This is a genomic window from Clostridium sp. UBA4395 (genome assembly GCF_002390995.1).
Classification (GTDB): domain Bacteria; phylum Bacillota; class Clostridia; order Clostridiales; family Clostridiaceae; genus Clostridium_J; species Clostridium_J sulfidigenes.
The window spans coordinates 15069-30654 of the sequence record NZ_DGRF01000037.1 but is presented as its reverse complement, the minus strand read 5'-3'; the positions used below and the strand labels follow the sequence as shown (position 1 = coordinate 30654).

Genomic DNA, 15586 nt, shown 5'->3' with positions numbered 1-15586 from the left:
ACCTCCTATTTCAATACGCTTCCTGCGATAACCATTCTTTGAACTTGAGAAGTTCCTTCGTAGATTTCAGTTATCTTAGCATCTCTCATCATTCTTTCAACTGGATATTCTTTAGTGTATCCATATCCACCAAATAATTGAACCGCCTTAGTTGTAACATCCATAGCTACTTCTGAAGCATATAATTTAGCTCTAGCAGCATCTACTGAGTATGGCATACCCATATCTTTTTTATATGCAGCTTTGTATACTAAAAGTCTAGCAGCTTCAATTTGAACATCCATATCAGCAACCATCCATTGAAGTCCTTGGAATGCTGCTATTGATCTTCCGAATTGTTTTCTTTCTTTCATGTAAGCAACAGCTTCATCTAAAGCTCCTTGAGCTAGTCCTAAAGCTTGAGCTGCTATACCAATTCTTCCTCCATCAAGAGTTTGCATTGCAACAGCAAATCCTTTTCCTTCTTTTCCAAGTAAGTTTTCTTTTGGAACTATGCAGTTTTCAAATACTAATTCAGTAGTAGATGATGCTCTTATTCCTAACTTCTCTTCCACTTTTCCTATTGAGAATCCAGGGAAATCCTTTTCAACTATGAAAGCAGATATTCCTCTAGTTCCTTTTGATTTATCAGTCATTGCAAATACTACGAAGATATCAGCAACTCCACCGTTAGTTATGAATATTTTTGAACCGTTTAATACGTAGTGATCTCCTTCAAGTACAGCTGTTGTTTGTTGTCCAGCAGCATCAGTACCTGCGTTTGGCTCAGTAAGACCAAATGCACCTAGTTTTTCACCCTTTGCAAGTGGTGTTAAATATTTTTCTTTTTGCTCTTGAGTACCAAATTGATATATTGGTGCTCCACATAAAGAAGTGTGTGCAGAAACTATAACTCCTGTAGTTCCGCAAACTTTAGAAAGTTCTTCTACAGTTATAGCATAAGATACGTTATTTCCACCTGCTCCACCGAATTCAGTTGGGAATGGAATTCCTAACATGTTGTATCTAGCCATTTGCTCTACGTTTTCCATTGGGAATCTTTCTGTAACATCTATTTCAGCTGCTATAGGTTTTACTTCATTAATAGCAAACTCCCTTACCATTTGCTTTACAAGTTCTTGTTCCTTAGTTAATGAAAAATTCATTATAATACCTCCTACTTATACGATTATCTATTTCGATTATCTATTCTTAAAATTCTTGTCTCTCTTTTCAACAAAAGCTGTCATACCTTCTTTTTGGTCTTCAGTAGCAAAACATATTCCAAATGCTTCAGCTTCATATAATACTGCACTATCAATATCCATTTGCAAGCCTCTATTGATAGCCGCTTTACATTGGCTTATAGCTATAGGAGCATTCTTAGCTATTTTATTAGCCATAGCTTTTGCTTCATCTAAAAGTGTCTCTGGTTCTACTACCTTGTTTACTAATCCAATTCTTAAAGCTTCTTCAGCATTGATCATGTCACAAGTATAAATTAATTCTTTTGCAATTCCTTCACCTACAAGTCTTGATAACCTTTGAGTTCCGCCAAACCCAGGAGTTATTCCAAGCCCTGCTTCTGGTTGTGCAAACTTAGCTTTAACTGATGCAATTCTAATATCACAAGCCATTGCAAGTTCACATCCACCACCTAATGCAAAACCATTAACTGCAGCTATAACAGGTTTTTCAAGTTTTTCAATTTTTCTAAAAACCCCATTCCCAAGAATACCAAATTCTTTACCTTCAATAGCATTCATTTCTTTCATTTCCGAAATGTCAGCTCCAGCAACGAAAGCTTTACCTTCTCCTGTAAGAATAACTGCATAAATTTCTTTATCCCCAGAAATTTCTTGGATAACACAATCAATTTCTTTTAAAGTTTCTGTGTTTAAAGCATTTAATGCTTTAGGTCTGTTTAGTTTAACCAAAGCCACATTTCCTTCTTTTTCCAAGACTATGTTCTTATAATCCATTTCTAAAATCCCCCATGCAATTTTTCAGGTGTTAGCCGCCATAAATCGTTATTATTTTAACAAAATAGTGATTAAGGTTCTAATACCTTAATCACTATTATAGACTGTTTATAATTCTTTTTCAACCTAATTTATATTTTATTTATGTTTTTTAATGAATCTTTTTACTTAATTCATATAATTAAATTCAAAAAATTCCTGACAATACAAATTTTAAGAAATTTGTATTGTCTTTTTTTAGCATTATAGGAATTCTTCTTCTTTTTCACGCTCATTTAATAAGTAACTTAAAGTCATTAAACTTTCATTAAGATGTACATTCTCTACGATAACATCTTCGCTAACCTTTAGATCTATAGGTGCAAAATTCCATATTCCCTTTACGCCATTCTTTGTTACCACATCTGCTACCCCTTGGGCTCTATTTTTAGGAACACAAATTATAGCTATGTTAATCTTTTCTCTCTGTAAGAAACTATCTAACTCATCCATATCTCTAATTTCAATATCTCTTATTTTAAGTCCAATAAGTTTTACATTTACATCAAAAATACCTTTAAGATTAAATGCCATCTTATCAAAGGTTGTATAATTGGCAATTGCTTGACCTATATTTCCAGCTCCAATTATTACAGTGTTATACTCTTTATTAAGGCCTAATATAATAGATATTTGATATAATAATTCTTTAACATTATATCCATAACCTTGTTGACCAAAATCTCCAAAACAATTTAAATCCTGTCTTATTTGTGAAGCTGTAAACCCAATTCTTTCACTTAGTTCTTTAGAGGATATTCTATCAACTTCATTCTTATCTAATTCGCGCAAATATCTGTAGTACTTAGGTAGCCTTTTTATTACAGCCATAGAAATGCTTCTTTTCTTCTCCACCTCTTATCAACTCCTTATATATATTCTTTATATATTTCTTATTTATTCTTTTTGTCTTCTATTTTTATGCTTATTCATACTATAATTCTCTATTAAATATTATCTAAAATAAATATTCTAATCTCATATTCAACTGAGATTTTATTCATATAGATATTATACTATATTACTATTGATTTGTTATATATTTTTTAATAAATAAACTATAATGCTATATTGTACATTTAAAATACTTTATTGTATATATAAATTATAAATTTTTTAACTTTTTATCATAAGTAATATATAAAATCTCATAAACTTAATTTTTATACCAATTTTACTTTTCTTTGTATTATATATAACAATGTTTCCTATTACTCACAATACCCATTCCTCCACTGTACTATACAAATTATTTTAAATTTCTAACTTTCATGTTAAAATGCTAGTAGGACGGTGAAATAAATGATAGTTTTAAGTTGTAAAAATATAAGTAAATACTTCGGAATAGATATGATTTTAAAAGATATTACCTTCAACGTAAATGAAGGTGAAAAAATAGGATTAATAGGTGCTAATGGTGCGGGTAAATCAACCCTGTTTAAAATTTTAACCAATCAAATGGAATATGATAGTGGTGAGCTATATATAGATAAATCAAAGGAACTTGGATATCTTTCTCAAAACCTTTCTCTAGATTCAGATAATACCATATATACTGAACTTCTTTCTGTGTTTAAGTCACTTATAGATATGGAGGAAAGATTACACAATTTAGAAGAGAAGATGAAGGAACCTTATGATGATGCTAAAGAAGATTATCACAACAAGATTATACGTGATTATACTACTTTAACGGAGGTTTACGAAAATCGTGGTGGATACACTTATAAAGGTGAAATTAGTCGTGTACTTAAAGGCCTAGGCTTTACAGAAGTTGATTTTGATAAATCCATATCTATATTAAGCGGTGGTCAAAAGACTAGAGTTGCTTTATGTAAGCTCCTTCTTAGAAAACCTGAAATCTTGCTTCTAGATGAGCCTACAAACCACCTTGACCTTGATGCAATAGAATGGTTAGAGAACTACCTAAAAGAAGTTAAAGGCACAATTATAGTAATTTCCCATGATAGATTCTTCTTAGATGCTATCACTAATAAAACTATAGAACTTATAGGTGGAACTACACAGTGCTATAACGGAAATTATACAGCCTTTATCGACCTTAAAGAGAAAAATAAAGAAGTTATGCAGAAGGCTTACGACCTTCAACAAGCAGAGATTAAAAGACAAGAAGAAATCATAACTAAGTATAAGTCCTTTAATCGTGAGAAAAGTATAAGAGCTGCCGAAAGTCGCCAAAAGGCCTTAGATAAGATAGAAAGAATAGAAGCACCTATCAAAGATGCAAAGGCTTCAAAAATAAAGTTTGAAACACAAATAAAAAGTGGTAATGATGTTCTTTATGTAGAAAATTTAAGTAAAAGTTTTGGTGAAAAACTTCTATTTGAAGGTTTAAATATGGATATTAAACGAGAAGAAAAAATTGCTCTTATAGGCGAAAATGGCCGTGGCAAAACTACTTTATTTAGAATAATCATGGATAAAATACCTTCAGATAATGGGATTAAGGTGTTAGGTAAAAACGTATTTGTTGGATATTACGATCAAGAGCAATCTAATTTAAACTTTAATAAAACTATTTTAGATGAGGTGTGGGATGATTTCCCTCATATGACTACCACGGAGATACGCTCGGCTCTTGCAGCCTTCTTATTTACAGGAGATGACGTATTTAAGTCCATATCCACTCTTAGTGGTGGAGAGAAATGTAGAATTAATTTACTAAAACTAATGCTTTCTAAAGCTAATTTCCTTCTTCTAGATGAACCTACAAACCACTTAGATATTATCTCTCGTGAGGCCTTAGAAGATGCAATCTTAAACTATGATGGCACAATAATTCTCATATCCCACGATAGATACTTCTTAAATAAAATTATAAACAAAATCTTTGAACTTAATGAAGATGGAGTGAAGGAATACTTAGGCAACTATTCCTATTACGTAGAGAAAAAGAAAAACCCGTTAAGGTTTGAGGATATAGAGGAAAGTTCAGGGATTACTAAGACTCAGTTAAAGCTAGATAAAAAGAAAAAACGTGAAGCTGAAAAAGCTGAAAAAGAAAAAGCTAATATTCTTAAAAACATTGAAAATAAAATAGCAGCTACTGAGGAATCTCTTGAAGGGCTTCAAGGGCAGCTATGCCTTGAAGAAGTCTATTCAAACCCTGAAAAAAGCATAGAAATAAATAAAGAAATACAAAAAACTGAAGAAGAACTTCAAAGCCTATATGAGCAATGGGAAGAACTAGCTTAGGAACTTCTTCAAAATAAAATAAATTAAACTAAATAAATGATGAGGATGCACTTATATTATTAAAGTACATCCTCATCATTTTATATAAGATTAATGATTTATTTTGCAAAAGCTCATTATTTATTTTAATCTATCTTTGCACATGTTGTAAAAATACTTATGCATTGATAAGTCCTTTGTTAACTCTGGATGAAATGATGTTGCTAGCATATTGTTTTCTCTGCATGCTATTATTTTTTCATCTAAGCTAAATAGGACCTTTACCCCTTCATGCGCTTTTTCAACGTAAGGAGCTCTTATAAATACTAGAGGTATTTTTTCTTCACTGACACCTCCCACTATTTCATCCGTTATAAAGCTGTCTAATTGAGAGCCATAGGCATTTCTTCTTACCTCTATACCCATAACACCTAAATGGTTGTAATCACTTCCCAAGATGGATTTAGCGAGAATTATCATACCTGCACAGGTTCCCCATACTGGCATCCCACTTTCAATTTTGCTTTTTAATGGAGATAGCATCTTAAAATCCCTTAATAGTTTTCCTATGGTAGTACTTTCTCCTCCTGGAATTATAAGGCCATCTATATCCTCTAGGTCCTTCACATTCTTCACTCTTAAGGCTGTGGCTCCACTTATATTATTAATCTTGTCTACATGTTCTATTACAGCTCCTTGTAAATCCAGTACGCCTATAGTTATCATTGTACTACCATCCTCTTGATGCATATAATTTACCATCTGGTATATCCTTAGTATTTATACTGTCCATAGGTTCTCCTAAGTCCTCAGAAACTTGTGATAAGATTTCAGGATTATTATAGTTTGCTACAGCATGAACTATAGCCTTAGCTCTTTTTTCTGGATCCGCTGATTTAAATATACCAGAACCAACGAAAACTCCATCACTTCCAAGTTGCATCATTAAAGCTGCATCAGCTGGGGTAGCTACTCCACCGGCAGCAAAGTTAACTACTGGTAGTCTTCCATGGTTGTGAACATAAACTATTAATTCATATGGTGCACCCATTTCTTTAGCTATAGTCATAAGCTCTTCCTTTGGTGTGTTTTGTACTTTTCTTATTTCACTCATCATAGTTCTCATATGTCTTACAGCTTCTACAACATCTCCAGTACCAGCTTCTCCTTTAGTTCTTATCATGGAAGCACCCTCACCTATTCTTCTTAATGCTTCTCCTAAGTTTCTAGCTCCACATACAAAAGGTACTTTAAATCCTTTTTTATCTATGTGAAATAAATCATCCGCTGGAGTTAATACTTCACTTTCATCTATATAATCAATCTTAATAGCTTCTAATATTTGCGCCTCTACAAAATGACCTATTCTTACCTTTGCCATTACTGGAATAGATACAGCCTCTTGAATTTCTTTTATCATCTTAGGATCTGACATTCTAGCAACTCCACCTTGTTTTCTAATGTCAGAAGGCACACGTTCCAAAGCCATTACAGCAACCGCTCCTGCTTTCTCTGCAATTATAGCTTCTTCAGCATTAACTACATCCATTATTACTCCACCCTTTAGCATTTCTGCTAGGTTTTTGTTTAACTCTGATCTTGTATTCATTTATATTCCCCCTACAGTATAGTACAAAACTTAATTGTATGCATATTTTGTATCTATATATTTAATCTTTACAATACAATTATTCCATAAATATAACATTTAATCAATACAATTTCTTTAATTTTGTTATTTTGCATTATTAGTATGGGTACAATATAGCTATTTAACCATATATCTATCTATGTATAATAACATTTAAATAGATTCATAGTTAAATAGTTATTGTATTTATAAGGAAACTCCTTCTCACATTCATTTTCAATAGGAACTCCTTTTCACATACGTTCTAAGGAGTAAGTTCGAACTACTAAATCAAAGATTTAGATTCTCACTTATTTTTACTTAGCCAAATCATAGATTTGGAGTAATGTCACTAACGTGACTTTTCGCTTTGCTCTCAATGTAACTCCTTCTCATCTTCATTCGAATGAGTATTTTTTACTTAGCCAAATCGTAGATTTGGAGTAAAAAATAAAGTAGAATGAATTTCTTCATTCTACTTATATACCCTATAATTTTATTTCACGTAACCCTTTTAGTTTTTTATCCCTATAAACTAAATATATATAAACATTAAACTAGACTTTTAAACATTAAACTTTTTTAAATTAAACTAACTTTCTTTCAACTATTTCAGTTACTGCAAAGCTAGCAACGTCATCTGCATATTTTCCTGGTCCGAATCCTGCATCGTATCCTAATTCTTTAGCAAGTTCGTGAGTTATTCTTGGACCACCACAGATTAATACAACTTTATCTCTTAAACCTTCTGCCTCTAATAACTCGACAAGGTTAGTAAGGTTTTGGATGTGTACATCCTTTTGTGTAACTGTTTGAGATACTAGAAGAACGTCAGCTTTTAGCTCGATAGCTTTCTTAACGAACTCTTCGTTTTCTACTTGGCTTCCTAGGTTGTAAGCTTCGATACCTTTGTATCTTTCAAGACCATAGTGACCAGCGAAACCTTTCATGTTCATGATAGCATCGATTCCAACTGTGTGAGCGTCTGTTCCTGTTGAAGCTCCTATGATAACTACATCTCTTCCGATGTGCTCTTCAATGTATTCTCCAACTTCTGACATAGACATAGTATCTACTTCTACAGTTTGAACATGAATTTCTTCATAGTTAACAGTATGAGTTAATGAACCATATACTACATAGAATGTAAACTCTTTATCTAATGATCCGTGATGAGCAACGTTTGGATCTTTAAGTCCCATTGATTTTGCAAGTTGAATAGCAGCTTCTATTCCTCTTTCATCATCTTTAACTGGTAAAGTAAGACTCACTTGAACCTTTCCATCGTTCATAGTATCTCCATAAGGTTTAAGCTTAGTTAGATCTAAATTAGTATCGTAATCTCTAACTTCTGTTGAATATAATCCACCACTCATTATCTGTTTCCTCCTAACATTAAATCTATAAATGGGTTGAAGTAATTAGCTTCCTTCTCAACAACTCCATCTAATCCTTTTCCTCCGTTTAGAGGTCTCTTAATACCTGCAAATTTACCTTGCTCTAAAGTACTGAATAAACCTTCTTTTTCTATTACAGATAATAAATCAGCAGCTTTTCCTAGAACTTCATCAACTCTTGTTTCCATTATTCCACCTTTTTTGAAAGTGATTTCTGAACCAAGGTCTTTCATTGTATGGAATATATATTGTGCATTATCAATAGATAGTGCTCTATCACTCATAAATGGAGTGTGTATAGCTTCTGTTAACATTCCTAATAAGTGTAATTTTTGGCTAGTCATTATTGTAACCATGTTAAATAATGCATCTTGTACTTGACCCTTGAATATATCTCCAGTCATGAACTTAGTTGGAGGCATGTATTTAAGTGGTGCTTTAGGGAATATTTCTCTAGCCATTTGTGCTTGAGCAAGCTCATATAGGAATCCATTTTCAACATTTGGGTTTATTTCAAATGCGTGTCCTAGACCCATTTGCTCTTCTGGAAGTCCTGCAACTAAAGCAAATTGCTCATTGATGAATTGAGAAGCAAGCACTGTGTGAGCTTCTTCAACAGCATCAGCAGTTGTTAAGTAGTTATCTTCACCAGTGTTGATTATAACTCCTGCAAAACCATTGATTACTCTTGAGAAATATTGGTCAACTATAGTTCTTTGCATGTTGATATCTCTGAAAAGAATTCCGTATAATGCATCGTTAAGCATTACGTCAAGTCTTTCCATAGCTCCCATAGCAGCTATTTCTGGCATACATAATCCTGAACAGTAGTTACATAATCTGATGTATCTTCCTAATTCTTCTCCAACTTCATCTAAAGCTGATCTCATAAGTCTGAAGTTTTCTTGAGTTGCAAAAGTTCCTCCGAATCCTTCAGTTGTTACTCCGTATGGAACGTAGTCAAGTAAGCTTTGTCCTGTTGTTCTAATAACAGCTATAACGTCTGCACCTTGTTTTGCAGCAGCTTTAGCTTGAATTATATCTTCATAGATATTTCCTGTAGCAACGATAACATAAAGGTATGGACCTGTTTTATCGCCGAATTTTTCAAGGTAAGCTTCTCTCTCGCCTCTGTTAGCTTTGATTGTAGCTACCATGTTTTTAGCAACTTTTTCAACTGCCATTTTTATTTCAAACATATCTTTCATAGGTAGTTTAGTTAAATCTAATTCATTTTTAGCTACTTTTTCTGCTATTTCTTGTGGAGTTAATCCAGTGTTAACCATAGCATTACCTACTAATACAGCAACTCCAACAGATAATCCGTTTCCAGCTTTAATGTTTTCTACAACTACGTTTGGTAGTGGTACTCCAAATTCATCTACGCCATCTATACCTAATAATCTACATACAGTTCTTTCTACAGCTACTGTAGTATGTCTGTCTATGAACTTTTGAGTGTCTTGAGCTATATTCTTTGATGATTCTCTAGCTTTAGCAACTAGATTTAAATCTAAATTTAATTTACTTTCCATTGTACTCCTCCTCATAATATGTTTTCGCTATATTCACTATGTCTTTTTCTAATCCTAATAGCATCGCTATATTTAGCGCATCCTTAGGTACTTGATTTGTCTTAGATACTCTTTCAAGTTTATATTCCATATGCTCTTGGATAATTTCAACTGAATGAGTCTTATTAAGATCAATCTTATATTTTAGTTTCTCAAAGTCTATATTTTTTAGTCCTACAACTTGATAATGAACCATAGGTTCTTCTACCACACCATCATAATGGGTAGATATTATACTAGCAGTGTTAAATTTTTGTAGATAATTTGCAAGAGATTTTACAAGGTAATATCCTTCTTTAGGGTTTGTTCCCCTAGCGAACTCATCAAGAGCTACAAATCCATCTCCACGTTTTACACACTCTACCACTTCTTTTAATTTAATTATCTCAGCTCCAAAAGTACTCAATCCCTTAGATATAGATTGCATATCGTCTGAAACAAAATGAATAAAATCTAATACTGGATAAGTTGCTTTTTTTGCAAATACAAAGAAGCCCAATTGTCCAAGAAATAGGTTTAAAACAATAGTCTTTAATGCTACACTCTTTCCTCCCATATTAGCTCCAGTTATCACTGTGGTTCCTCCATGAAGCTGTATATTAACAGGAGAGAATGCTTTTCCTTTTTTCTTAAGGATCGCTTCAATTTCAGGATTTATTCCATCCTCTATATCAATATTCATCTCTTTAACTATGTTAGGTTTAACACAATTGTATTTAATCGCAATGCTTGCCTTTGCCATTAATAAATCTAAAATACCTACCACTTTTAAATTTTCTGATATATATCTACTAAAGGAGGACAATTTAGAAGTAAGTTCTTTTCTAATATGTAACTCTTCTTCTTCCTCTTGAATAACAATATCTAATCGCTCTTGTTTTAACTTTTCAATAAGACCTTCATCATTGCAAGAAAAAATTGCTTTTTCCTTTTCACCTTTTAGTTTTCTTATCTGAGAAAGTTTTTCACTATATTCTTCATAAATATAGAATGTAGATAAACGTTTTTTGCTTGGGTCTAATATATCTATTACTTCTTCTAGGGAATGAAGCTTAATTTTACCTACAGATAAATTAATATTATCTAAGACTAATTTAAGCTCTTCCAAAAGCATAGATACATATTTAACCTCATAAAGTTCAACTTCATCTAATATTTCTACCTTCTCTGCTCTTCTTAATGTATTTCTTATATCTTTAATCTTGTGTAGAAGTCTTACTATATCGTTAAACTCATCATGATATTCATTCATATGACCTATCATCAGCTCAACGTTAGTAAGCTCTTCTACCAATTTATCATACTCATTAATTCTAAAAGGCTTTATCAGCTTCTTTTCCTCAGTACCATAAGGAGTTATTATACCAAGCTCATCCATGATAAAGGAAAACCCTATTTGAGCCCTTTGTTCATTATCTAAAAACTTCATATTATTTCCCCCCTAATACATCAAATACTGGAACATTGACAGCTTCTCTAAGACCTTTTAAGAATTCATCCTTTGGAAATTCATATCCATAAGGTGATTTTGGATTTGAAGTTATGCAAACCACAGTTATCTTATTTAGGACCTTTATGACCCCACCTTGCCTATGGAATCTATAAAGGCTTTCACTACTAATAAATAGCTTAGTACCATCTTCCACAAGAAAAGTTATATCTTTATATAGGTTAGTAGAAGTCATGATATTTTTAATAAGTTTGTCAGAAACTGCACCTTTAATAACTACATGGGATACTTGTTCACTCAAAGCTTCTACAATTTCTTTTGAAGCTTCTAGGGCAGTTAAAACCTCTAGTACTTTATAGGTACCATCCTTATAAATGATGCCTACAATTCCTGAATCACATATTTTTGTTGCGACATTTAAAATAGACCTATCTTGCTCATGGGGTAAACTTAATAGATCCATAGTATGTTTTGTCTCACTTATGACGGTCTTCATACTTCTTGATAGAGCGGCTCCTGTAGATAACACTGTAGCTTCTGTTATGGCGGGTGAAGCAAAGGTCTTTCTACTTAAAGCTCCATCTACTATTACAAGATCACACTGAAGACTTAATAATTGATCTTTTATATTGGTCATATATGAATTCACGGAAGGTCCTCCTAAATCCACATAACCATCACTTAAGGCTTTACAAATAACAACTTCTCCCATAGGAGTATTTATTCCTGTAGTTCTTACAATCTCTCTTGTGAAATCACTATTTAAAAGACATTGTTTGGCTGTAGCAATCGCAGTCCCCTTTTCAATATATATCTTAGGTTTCTCTGTAGCCGTAACCCTGTCTAACTCTTCACCATCTCTCCCTATAGAAGTTAGGCCAAGGGACACAGAGCCCCTAGCCTCCTTCAAGATATGGTTTAAAGTCGTAGTTTTTCCCACATTTTTATTCATACCTATAATAGATACACTTTTATATGGTTTCAATAACTTTAAAATTTCATTCATTAAGATCACTTCTAACTATATTCTAGTGAGCGTGTCTTTCGTTTCTTTCTAATCCTGTTGGTTCTAAAGCAAGTTTTTCACCGTTTAGAAGTCCTGCAACTCCAACTTTATGAACTGATTTCTTACCTGTACAAACATCACAAGTACATCCTGGAGTGTAGTTTGTTGGCTCAGAGTAAGTAGTTATAACTCCTTCAAAGTTTCTAAGTATTACTTTATCATGGCTTTGAGAAATTACATAGTTTGGCATAACTGGAGTTTTTCCACCGCCGCCTGGAGCGTCAACAACGAATGTTGGTACACAGTATCCAGAAGTATGTCCTCTTAATCCTTCAATGATTTCGATACCTTTAGAAACTGGAGTTCTGAAGTGCTCTAGTCCTAATGATAAGTCACATTGATAGATGTAGTAAGGTCTAACTCTGATTTTAACTAAATCGTTAACTAACTGTTTCATTGTGTGAACACAGTCATTTACTCCTCTTAGAAGTACTGATTGGTTTCCTAGTGGTATACCAGCATTAGCCATTCTCTCACATGCAGCTTTAGACTCTTCTGTGATTTCGTTTGGATGGTTAAAGTGAGTATTTAACCAGATTGGGTGGTATTTCTTTAACATATTTACAAGTCCATCAGTAATTCTTTGTGGCATAACTACTGGTGTTCTTGAACCAATTCTGATTATTTCCACGTGTGGTATTGCTCTTAATTTGCTGATGATGTACTCAAGTACTGAATCGTCAACTAGTAAAGCATCTCCACCTGATAATAGAACGTCTCTGATTACTGGTGTTTTGCTGATGTAATCTATAGCTTTATCTATTCTTTCCATTGGCATGCAGTCATCGCTTTGTCCTGCAAATCTTCTTCTTGTGCAGTGTCTGCAGTACATAGAACATTGGTCAGTTATAAGAAGTAATACCCTATCTGGATATCTATGAGTTAATCCAGGTACTGGAGAATCTGTATCTTCGTGTAGTGGGTCTTCTAAATCTGCAGCAGATTTATGAGCTTCTAATCCTGTTGGGATAGCTTGTAATCTTACTGGGTCATTAGGATTGCTTGGATCGATTAATGATAAGTAGTAAGGAGTTATAGCCATTCTTAAAGTTTCAAGACATTTTTTAGCTCCTTCTTCTTCTTCTGGAGTTAATGGAATATACTTCTTTAATTCATCTAAAGTTTCTATTCTGTTTTTTGTTTGCCATTTCCAGTCAAACCATTGTTCATCTGTAACGTTTGGAAATAATTCTTTTCTACGAGTTGTATTCATTAATTGTTACCCCCTATAATTTCACATTTATATATATTAATTTTATTAATTAATCAATTATAATCTACGGATTAAACGTATAATTCTTGGAATATAGCTCTTAGAGTTTCGTTTTCTCTTAACTCTTGTAATGTTATTTCAGCATGTCCTTTAGTATATCCGTTTCCTACTATCATAGTTACGTCTTTACCTACACCCTCAGCTCCTAAAGCAGCTTTAGTGAATGCTGTAGCCATTGAGAAGAAGTAAACTATACCGTCATCTTTAACTGGTAATATAGTTGACATTTCTGTGTTTTGAACGTTAACTATGTTGATAGATACATCAACTTCTTCGCCGTTGTTGTTAGCTAAAGCTAAGTTCATTACGTCGATAGCTTTAGTAGCATCTCCGATAACTATTTTCATGTTTAAGTTTAATCTTCTTAATCTTGCAGCTTCTTCTTCGTTTCTAACTAAACCAATAACGTTTCCTGTTGGTCCAACTCTTTTAACTGCTTCGTAGCAACATAACATTCCTGATTTTCCTGCTGCTCCTAATAAAAGAACTGATTGTCCTGGTCTAACTAATTTAGCAACTTGAGCTGGAGCTCCTGCTACGTCCAGTGCAGCTAGTGCTAAAGTTTCTTCCATATCTTCTGGAAGTTTAGCATATAATCCACTTTCGAATAATATTGCTTGACCTTTAATTTCTACTCTATCGATGTCTGGTTTAATGTCGATGATTTCTTCTATTTTAAGTGGAGTTAATGAAAGAGATACTAATGTAGAGATTTTATCTCCAACTTTAAGATCAGTTTTTCCTTCTAATGCAGCTCCTATTTTAGCTATTTTTCCGATAAGCATTCCGCCTGAACCAGTTACAGGGTTTTGCATTTTTCCTCTTTCTCCAACGATTTCAAGTATTTTTGCTTTTATTTTTTCTACGTCGTGTCCAGCTTCTTCTTCTATTTGTGTAAAGCTTGCTGAGTCAACGTTTAAAGCTTGAACGTCGATAAGTATTTCATTGTCATATATTTCCATTGTATTGTCTATTTTTAAAGCTGGTTGTGGTAATACTCCTGCTGGTGTTATTACTCTGTGAGTTCCATATTTACATCCTTTTTTCATTAAAAACACTCCTTTTTACTTTAGTCTCAATAAATTTTTTTCTACTTAATTATTGTTTATTATATTTTTAATCTTATACGTTAAAAATAACTTCTTATATTATGCTTCAAATTATAAAGCTTTAAGTCCTAATATTTCTCTTGCTTCTGCTGGGGTTGCAATTTCTCTTCCTAATTCTTTAGCTATTCTTACAGCTTTTTCAACTAGGTCAGCATTGCTTTCTGCCATAACACCCTTTGATAGGTATACGTTATCTTCAAATCCAACTCTTACATGTCCACCTTCTATCATAGACATTGCAGCTAATGGGAATTCATTTCTGCCTATTCCTGATACTGTGTAAGTGCTTCCTGCTGGAATACTTTCTTTCATAAATACAAAGTCTCTCATTCCAGCACTTATTCCACCATTAACTCCCATAACGAAGTTGAAGTGCATTGGTGCTTTTATAAATCCTTTTTTATGAAGTCTGATCGCCATGTCAATCATACCTTTATCGAATACTTCGATTTCTGGCTTAACGTTTAACTCGATCATTTTCTCCCCGAATTCTTTGATTGTGTTCTCTGTATTAACAAATATTTCGTCTCCACCAAAGTTACAAGTTCCACAGTCTAATGTTGCCATTTCTGGACTTAAATCAACTGGTTGAAGTCTTTCTTCATTGCTCATTCCTACAGCACCACCAGTAGATGGTTGAATGATAACATCTGGACATCTTCTTCTTATTTCAGCCATACAAGCTTCAAATCTATCTTTGTCTTGAGTTGGAGTACCATCATCTTTTCTAACATGAAGGTGGATTATACTAGCTCCAGCTTTATAACATTTTTCTGCCTCTTGACCAATTTCTTCTACTGTGTAAGGAACATTTGGATTTTGCTCTTTAGTAACCTCTGCACCACAAATAGCTGCAGCAATTATTAACTTTTCCATTTAAAATCCTCCTATA

13 protein-coding genes are annotated in these 15586 nt (G+C 33.1%); 1 reads left to right on the top strand and 12 read right to left on the bottom strand.

Going from position 1 to position 15586, the window contains the following annotated elements:
* Positions 1–5 precede the first annotated feature (5 nt).
* From B2694_RS05710 to B2694_RS05700, 3 genes are all read right to left on the bottom strand, one after another.
* A complete protein-coding gene (locus tag B2694_RS05710; RefSeq protein ID WP_346884924.1) occupies positions 6–1145 on the bottom strand; it encodes an acyl-CoA dehydrogenase in 1140 nt (379 codons plus the stop codon).
* 36 nt (positions 1146–1181) lie between these two features.
* Complete coding sequence (locus B2694_RS05705) at positions 1182–1961, bottom strand: short-chain-enoyl-CoA hydratase (RefSeq protein ID WP_346884923.1); 780 nt, start codon at positions 1959–1961, stop codon at positions 1182–1184.
* 243 nt (positions 1962–2204) lie between these two features.
* A complete protein-coding gene (locus tag B2694_RS05700) occupies positions 2205–2855 on the bottom strand; it encodes a redox-sensing transcriptional repressor Rex (RefSeq protein WP_346884922.1) in 651 nt (216 codons plus the stop codon).
* A 447-nt stretch (positions 2856–3302) separates the two neighbouring features.
* On the opposite strand from B2694_RS05700, the gene abc-f reads away from it, so the two are divergent.
* Positions 3303–5216 (top strand): ribosomal protection-like ABC-F family protein, encoded by a 1914-nt coding sequence (gene abc-f, locus B2694_RS05695; RefSeq protein ID WP_346884921.1) that lies wholly within the window; start codon positions 3303–3305, stop codon positions 5214–5216.
* A 120-nt stretch (positions 5217–5336) separates the two neighbouring features.
* Here the strand turns inward: abc-f and pdxT are convergent, their stop codons facing one another.
* The 9 genes from pdxT to B2694_RS05650 all read right to left on the bottom strand — a co-directional run bounded on the left by pdxT (position 5337) and on the right by B2694_RS05650 (position 15570).
* Complete coding sequence (gene pdxT, locus B2694_RS05690; RefSeq protein WP_346884920.1) at positions 5337–5945, bottom strand: pyridoxal 5'-phosphate synthase glutaminase subunit PdxT; 609 nt, start codon at positions 5943–5945, stop codon at positions 5337–5339.
* Positions 5926–6804, bottom strand: coding sequence for a pyridoxal 5'-phosphate synthase lyase subunit PdxS (gene pdxS / locus B2694_RS05685; protein WP_346884919.1), 879 nt, complete (start codon positions 6802–6804; stop codon positions 5926–5928). Before pdxS ends, pdxT begins: the two co-directional genes overlap by 20 nt.
* A gap of 608 nt (positions 6805–7412) precedes the next feature.
* Positions 7413–8201, bottom strand: coding sequence for an OAM dimerization domain-containing protein (locus B2694_RS05680; RefSeq protein ID WP_346847179.1), 789 nt, complete (start codon positions 8199–8201; stop codon positions 7413–7415).
* Positions 8201–9757: a lysine 5,6-aminomutase subunit alpha gene (locus B2694_RS05675; protein ID WP_346847178.1), complete on the bottom strand. Its 1557-nt coding sequence runs from the start codon at positions 9755–9757 to the stop codon at positions 8201–8203. The genes B2694_RS05680 and B2694_RS05675 overlap by 1 nt, the downstream gene beginning before the upstream one ends.
* Positions 9747–11225, bottom strand: coding sequence for a MutS-related protein (locus B2694_RS05670; protein ID WP_035130514.1), 1479 nt, complete (start codon positions 11223–11225; stop codon positions 9747–9749). Before B2694_RS05670 ends, B2694_RS05675 begins: the two co-directional genes overlap by 11 nt.
* A gap of 1 nt (position 11226) precedes the next feature.
* The gene (locus tag B2694_RS05665) at positions 11227–12252 is read right to left on the bottom strand and encodes a hypothetical protein (protein ID WP_346884918.1); all 1026 of its coding nucleotides are present in this window, start codon (positions 12250–12252) and stop codon (positions 11227–11229) included.
* Positions 12253–12274: 22 nt separating this feature from the next.
* Entirely contained in the window at positions 12275–13525 is a 1251-nt protein-coding gene (gene ablA, locus B2694_RS05660; protein ID WP_343827526.1) for a lysine 2,3-aminomutase, read from the bottom strand.
* Between the two features lie 71 nt (positions 13526–13596).
* Positions 13597–14634: an L-erythro-3,5-diaminohexanoate dehydrogenase gene (locus tag B2694_RS05655; protein WP_035130522.1), complete on the bottom strand. Its 1038-nt coding sequence runs from the start codon at positions 14632–14634 to the stop codon at positions 13597–13599.
* Positions 14635–14745: 111 nt separating this feature from the next.
* Positions 14746–15570, bottom strand: coding sequence for a 3-keto-5-aminohexanoate cleavage protein (locus B2694_RS05650; protein WP_346877693.1), 825 nt, complete (start codon positions 15568–15570; stop codon positions 14746–14748).
* Positions 15571–15586: the final 16 nt, after the last annotated feature.

Bases quoted from the DNA above. Each gene is read 5' to 3' on its own strand.
- pdxS (WP_346884919.1), bottom strand. From the start codon at position 6,804: ATGAATACAAGATCAGAGTTAAACAAAAACCTAGCAGAAATGCTAAAG.
- B2694_RS05680 (WP_346847179.1), bottom strand. From the start codon at position 8,201: ATGAGTGGTGGATTATATTCAACAGAAGTTAGAGATTACGATACTAAT.
- abc-f (WP_346884921.1), top strand. From the start codon at position 3,303: ATGATAGTTTTAAGTTGTAAAAATATAAGTAAATACTTCGGAATAGAT.
- B2694_RS05665 (WP_346884918.1), bottom strand. From the start codon at position 12,252: ATGAATGAAATTTTAAAGTTATTGAAACCATATAAAAGTGTATCTATT.
- B2694_RS05650 (WP_346877693.1), bottom strand. From the start codon at position 15,570: ATGGAAAAGTTAATAATTGCTGCAGCTATTTGTGGTGCAGAGGTTACT.
- B2694_RS05705 (WP_346884923.1), bottom strand. From the start codon at position 1,961: ATGGATTATAAGAACATAGTCTTGGAAAAAGAAGGAAATGTGGCTTTG.
- B2694_RS05710 (WP_346884924.1), bottom strand. From the start codon at position 1,145: ATGAATTTTTCATTAACTAAGGAACAAGAACTTGTAAAGCAAATGGTA.
- B2694_RS05655 (WP_035130522.1), bottom strand. From the start codon at position 14,634: ATGAAAAAAGGATGTAAATATGGAACTCACAGAGTAATAACACCAGCA.
- pdxT (WP_346884920.1), bottom strand. From the start codon at position 5,945: ATGCATCAAGAGGATGGTAGTACAATGATAACTATAGGCGTACTGGAT.
- ablA (WP_343827526.1), bottom strand. From the start codon at position 13,525: ATGAATACAACTCGTAGAAAAGAATTATTTCCAAACGTTACAGATGAA.
- B2694_RS05675 (WP_346847178.1), bottom strand. From the start codon at position 9,757: ATGGAAAGTAAATTAAATTTAGATTTAAATCTAGTTGCTAAAGCTAGA.
- B2694_RS05670 (WP_035130514.1), bottom strand. From the start codon at position 11,225: ATGAAGTTTTTAGATAATGAACAAAGGGCTCAAATAGGGTTTTCCTTT.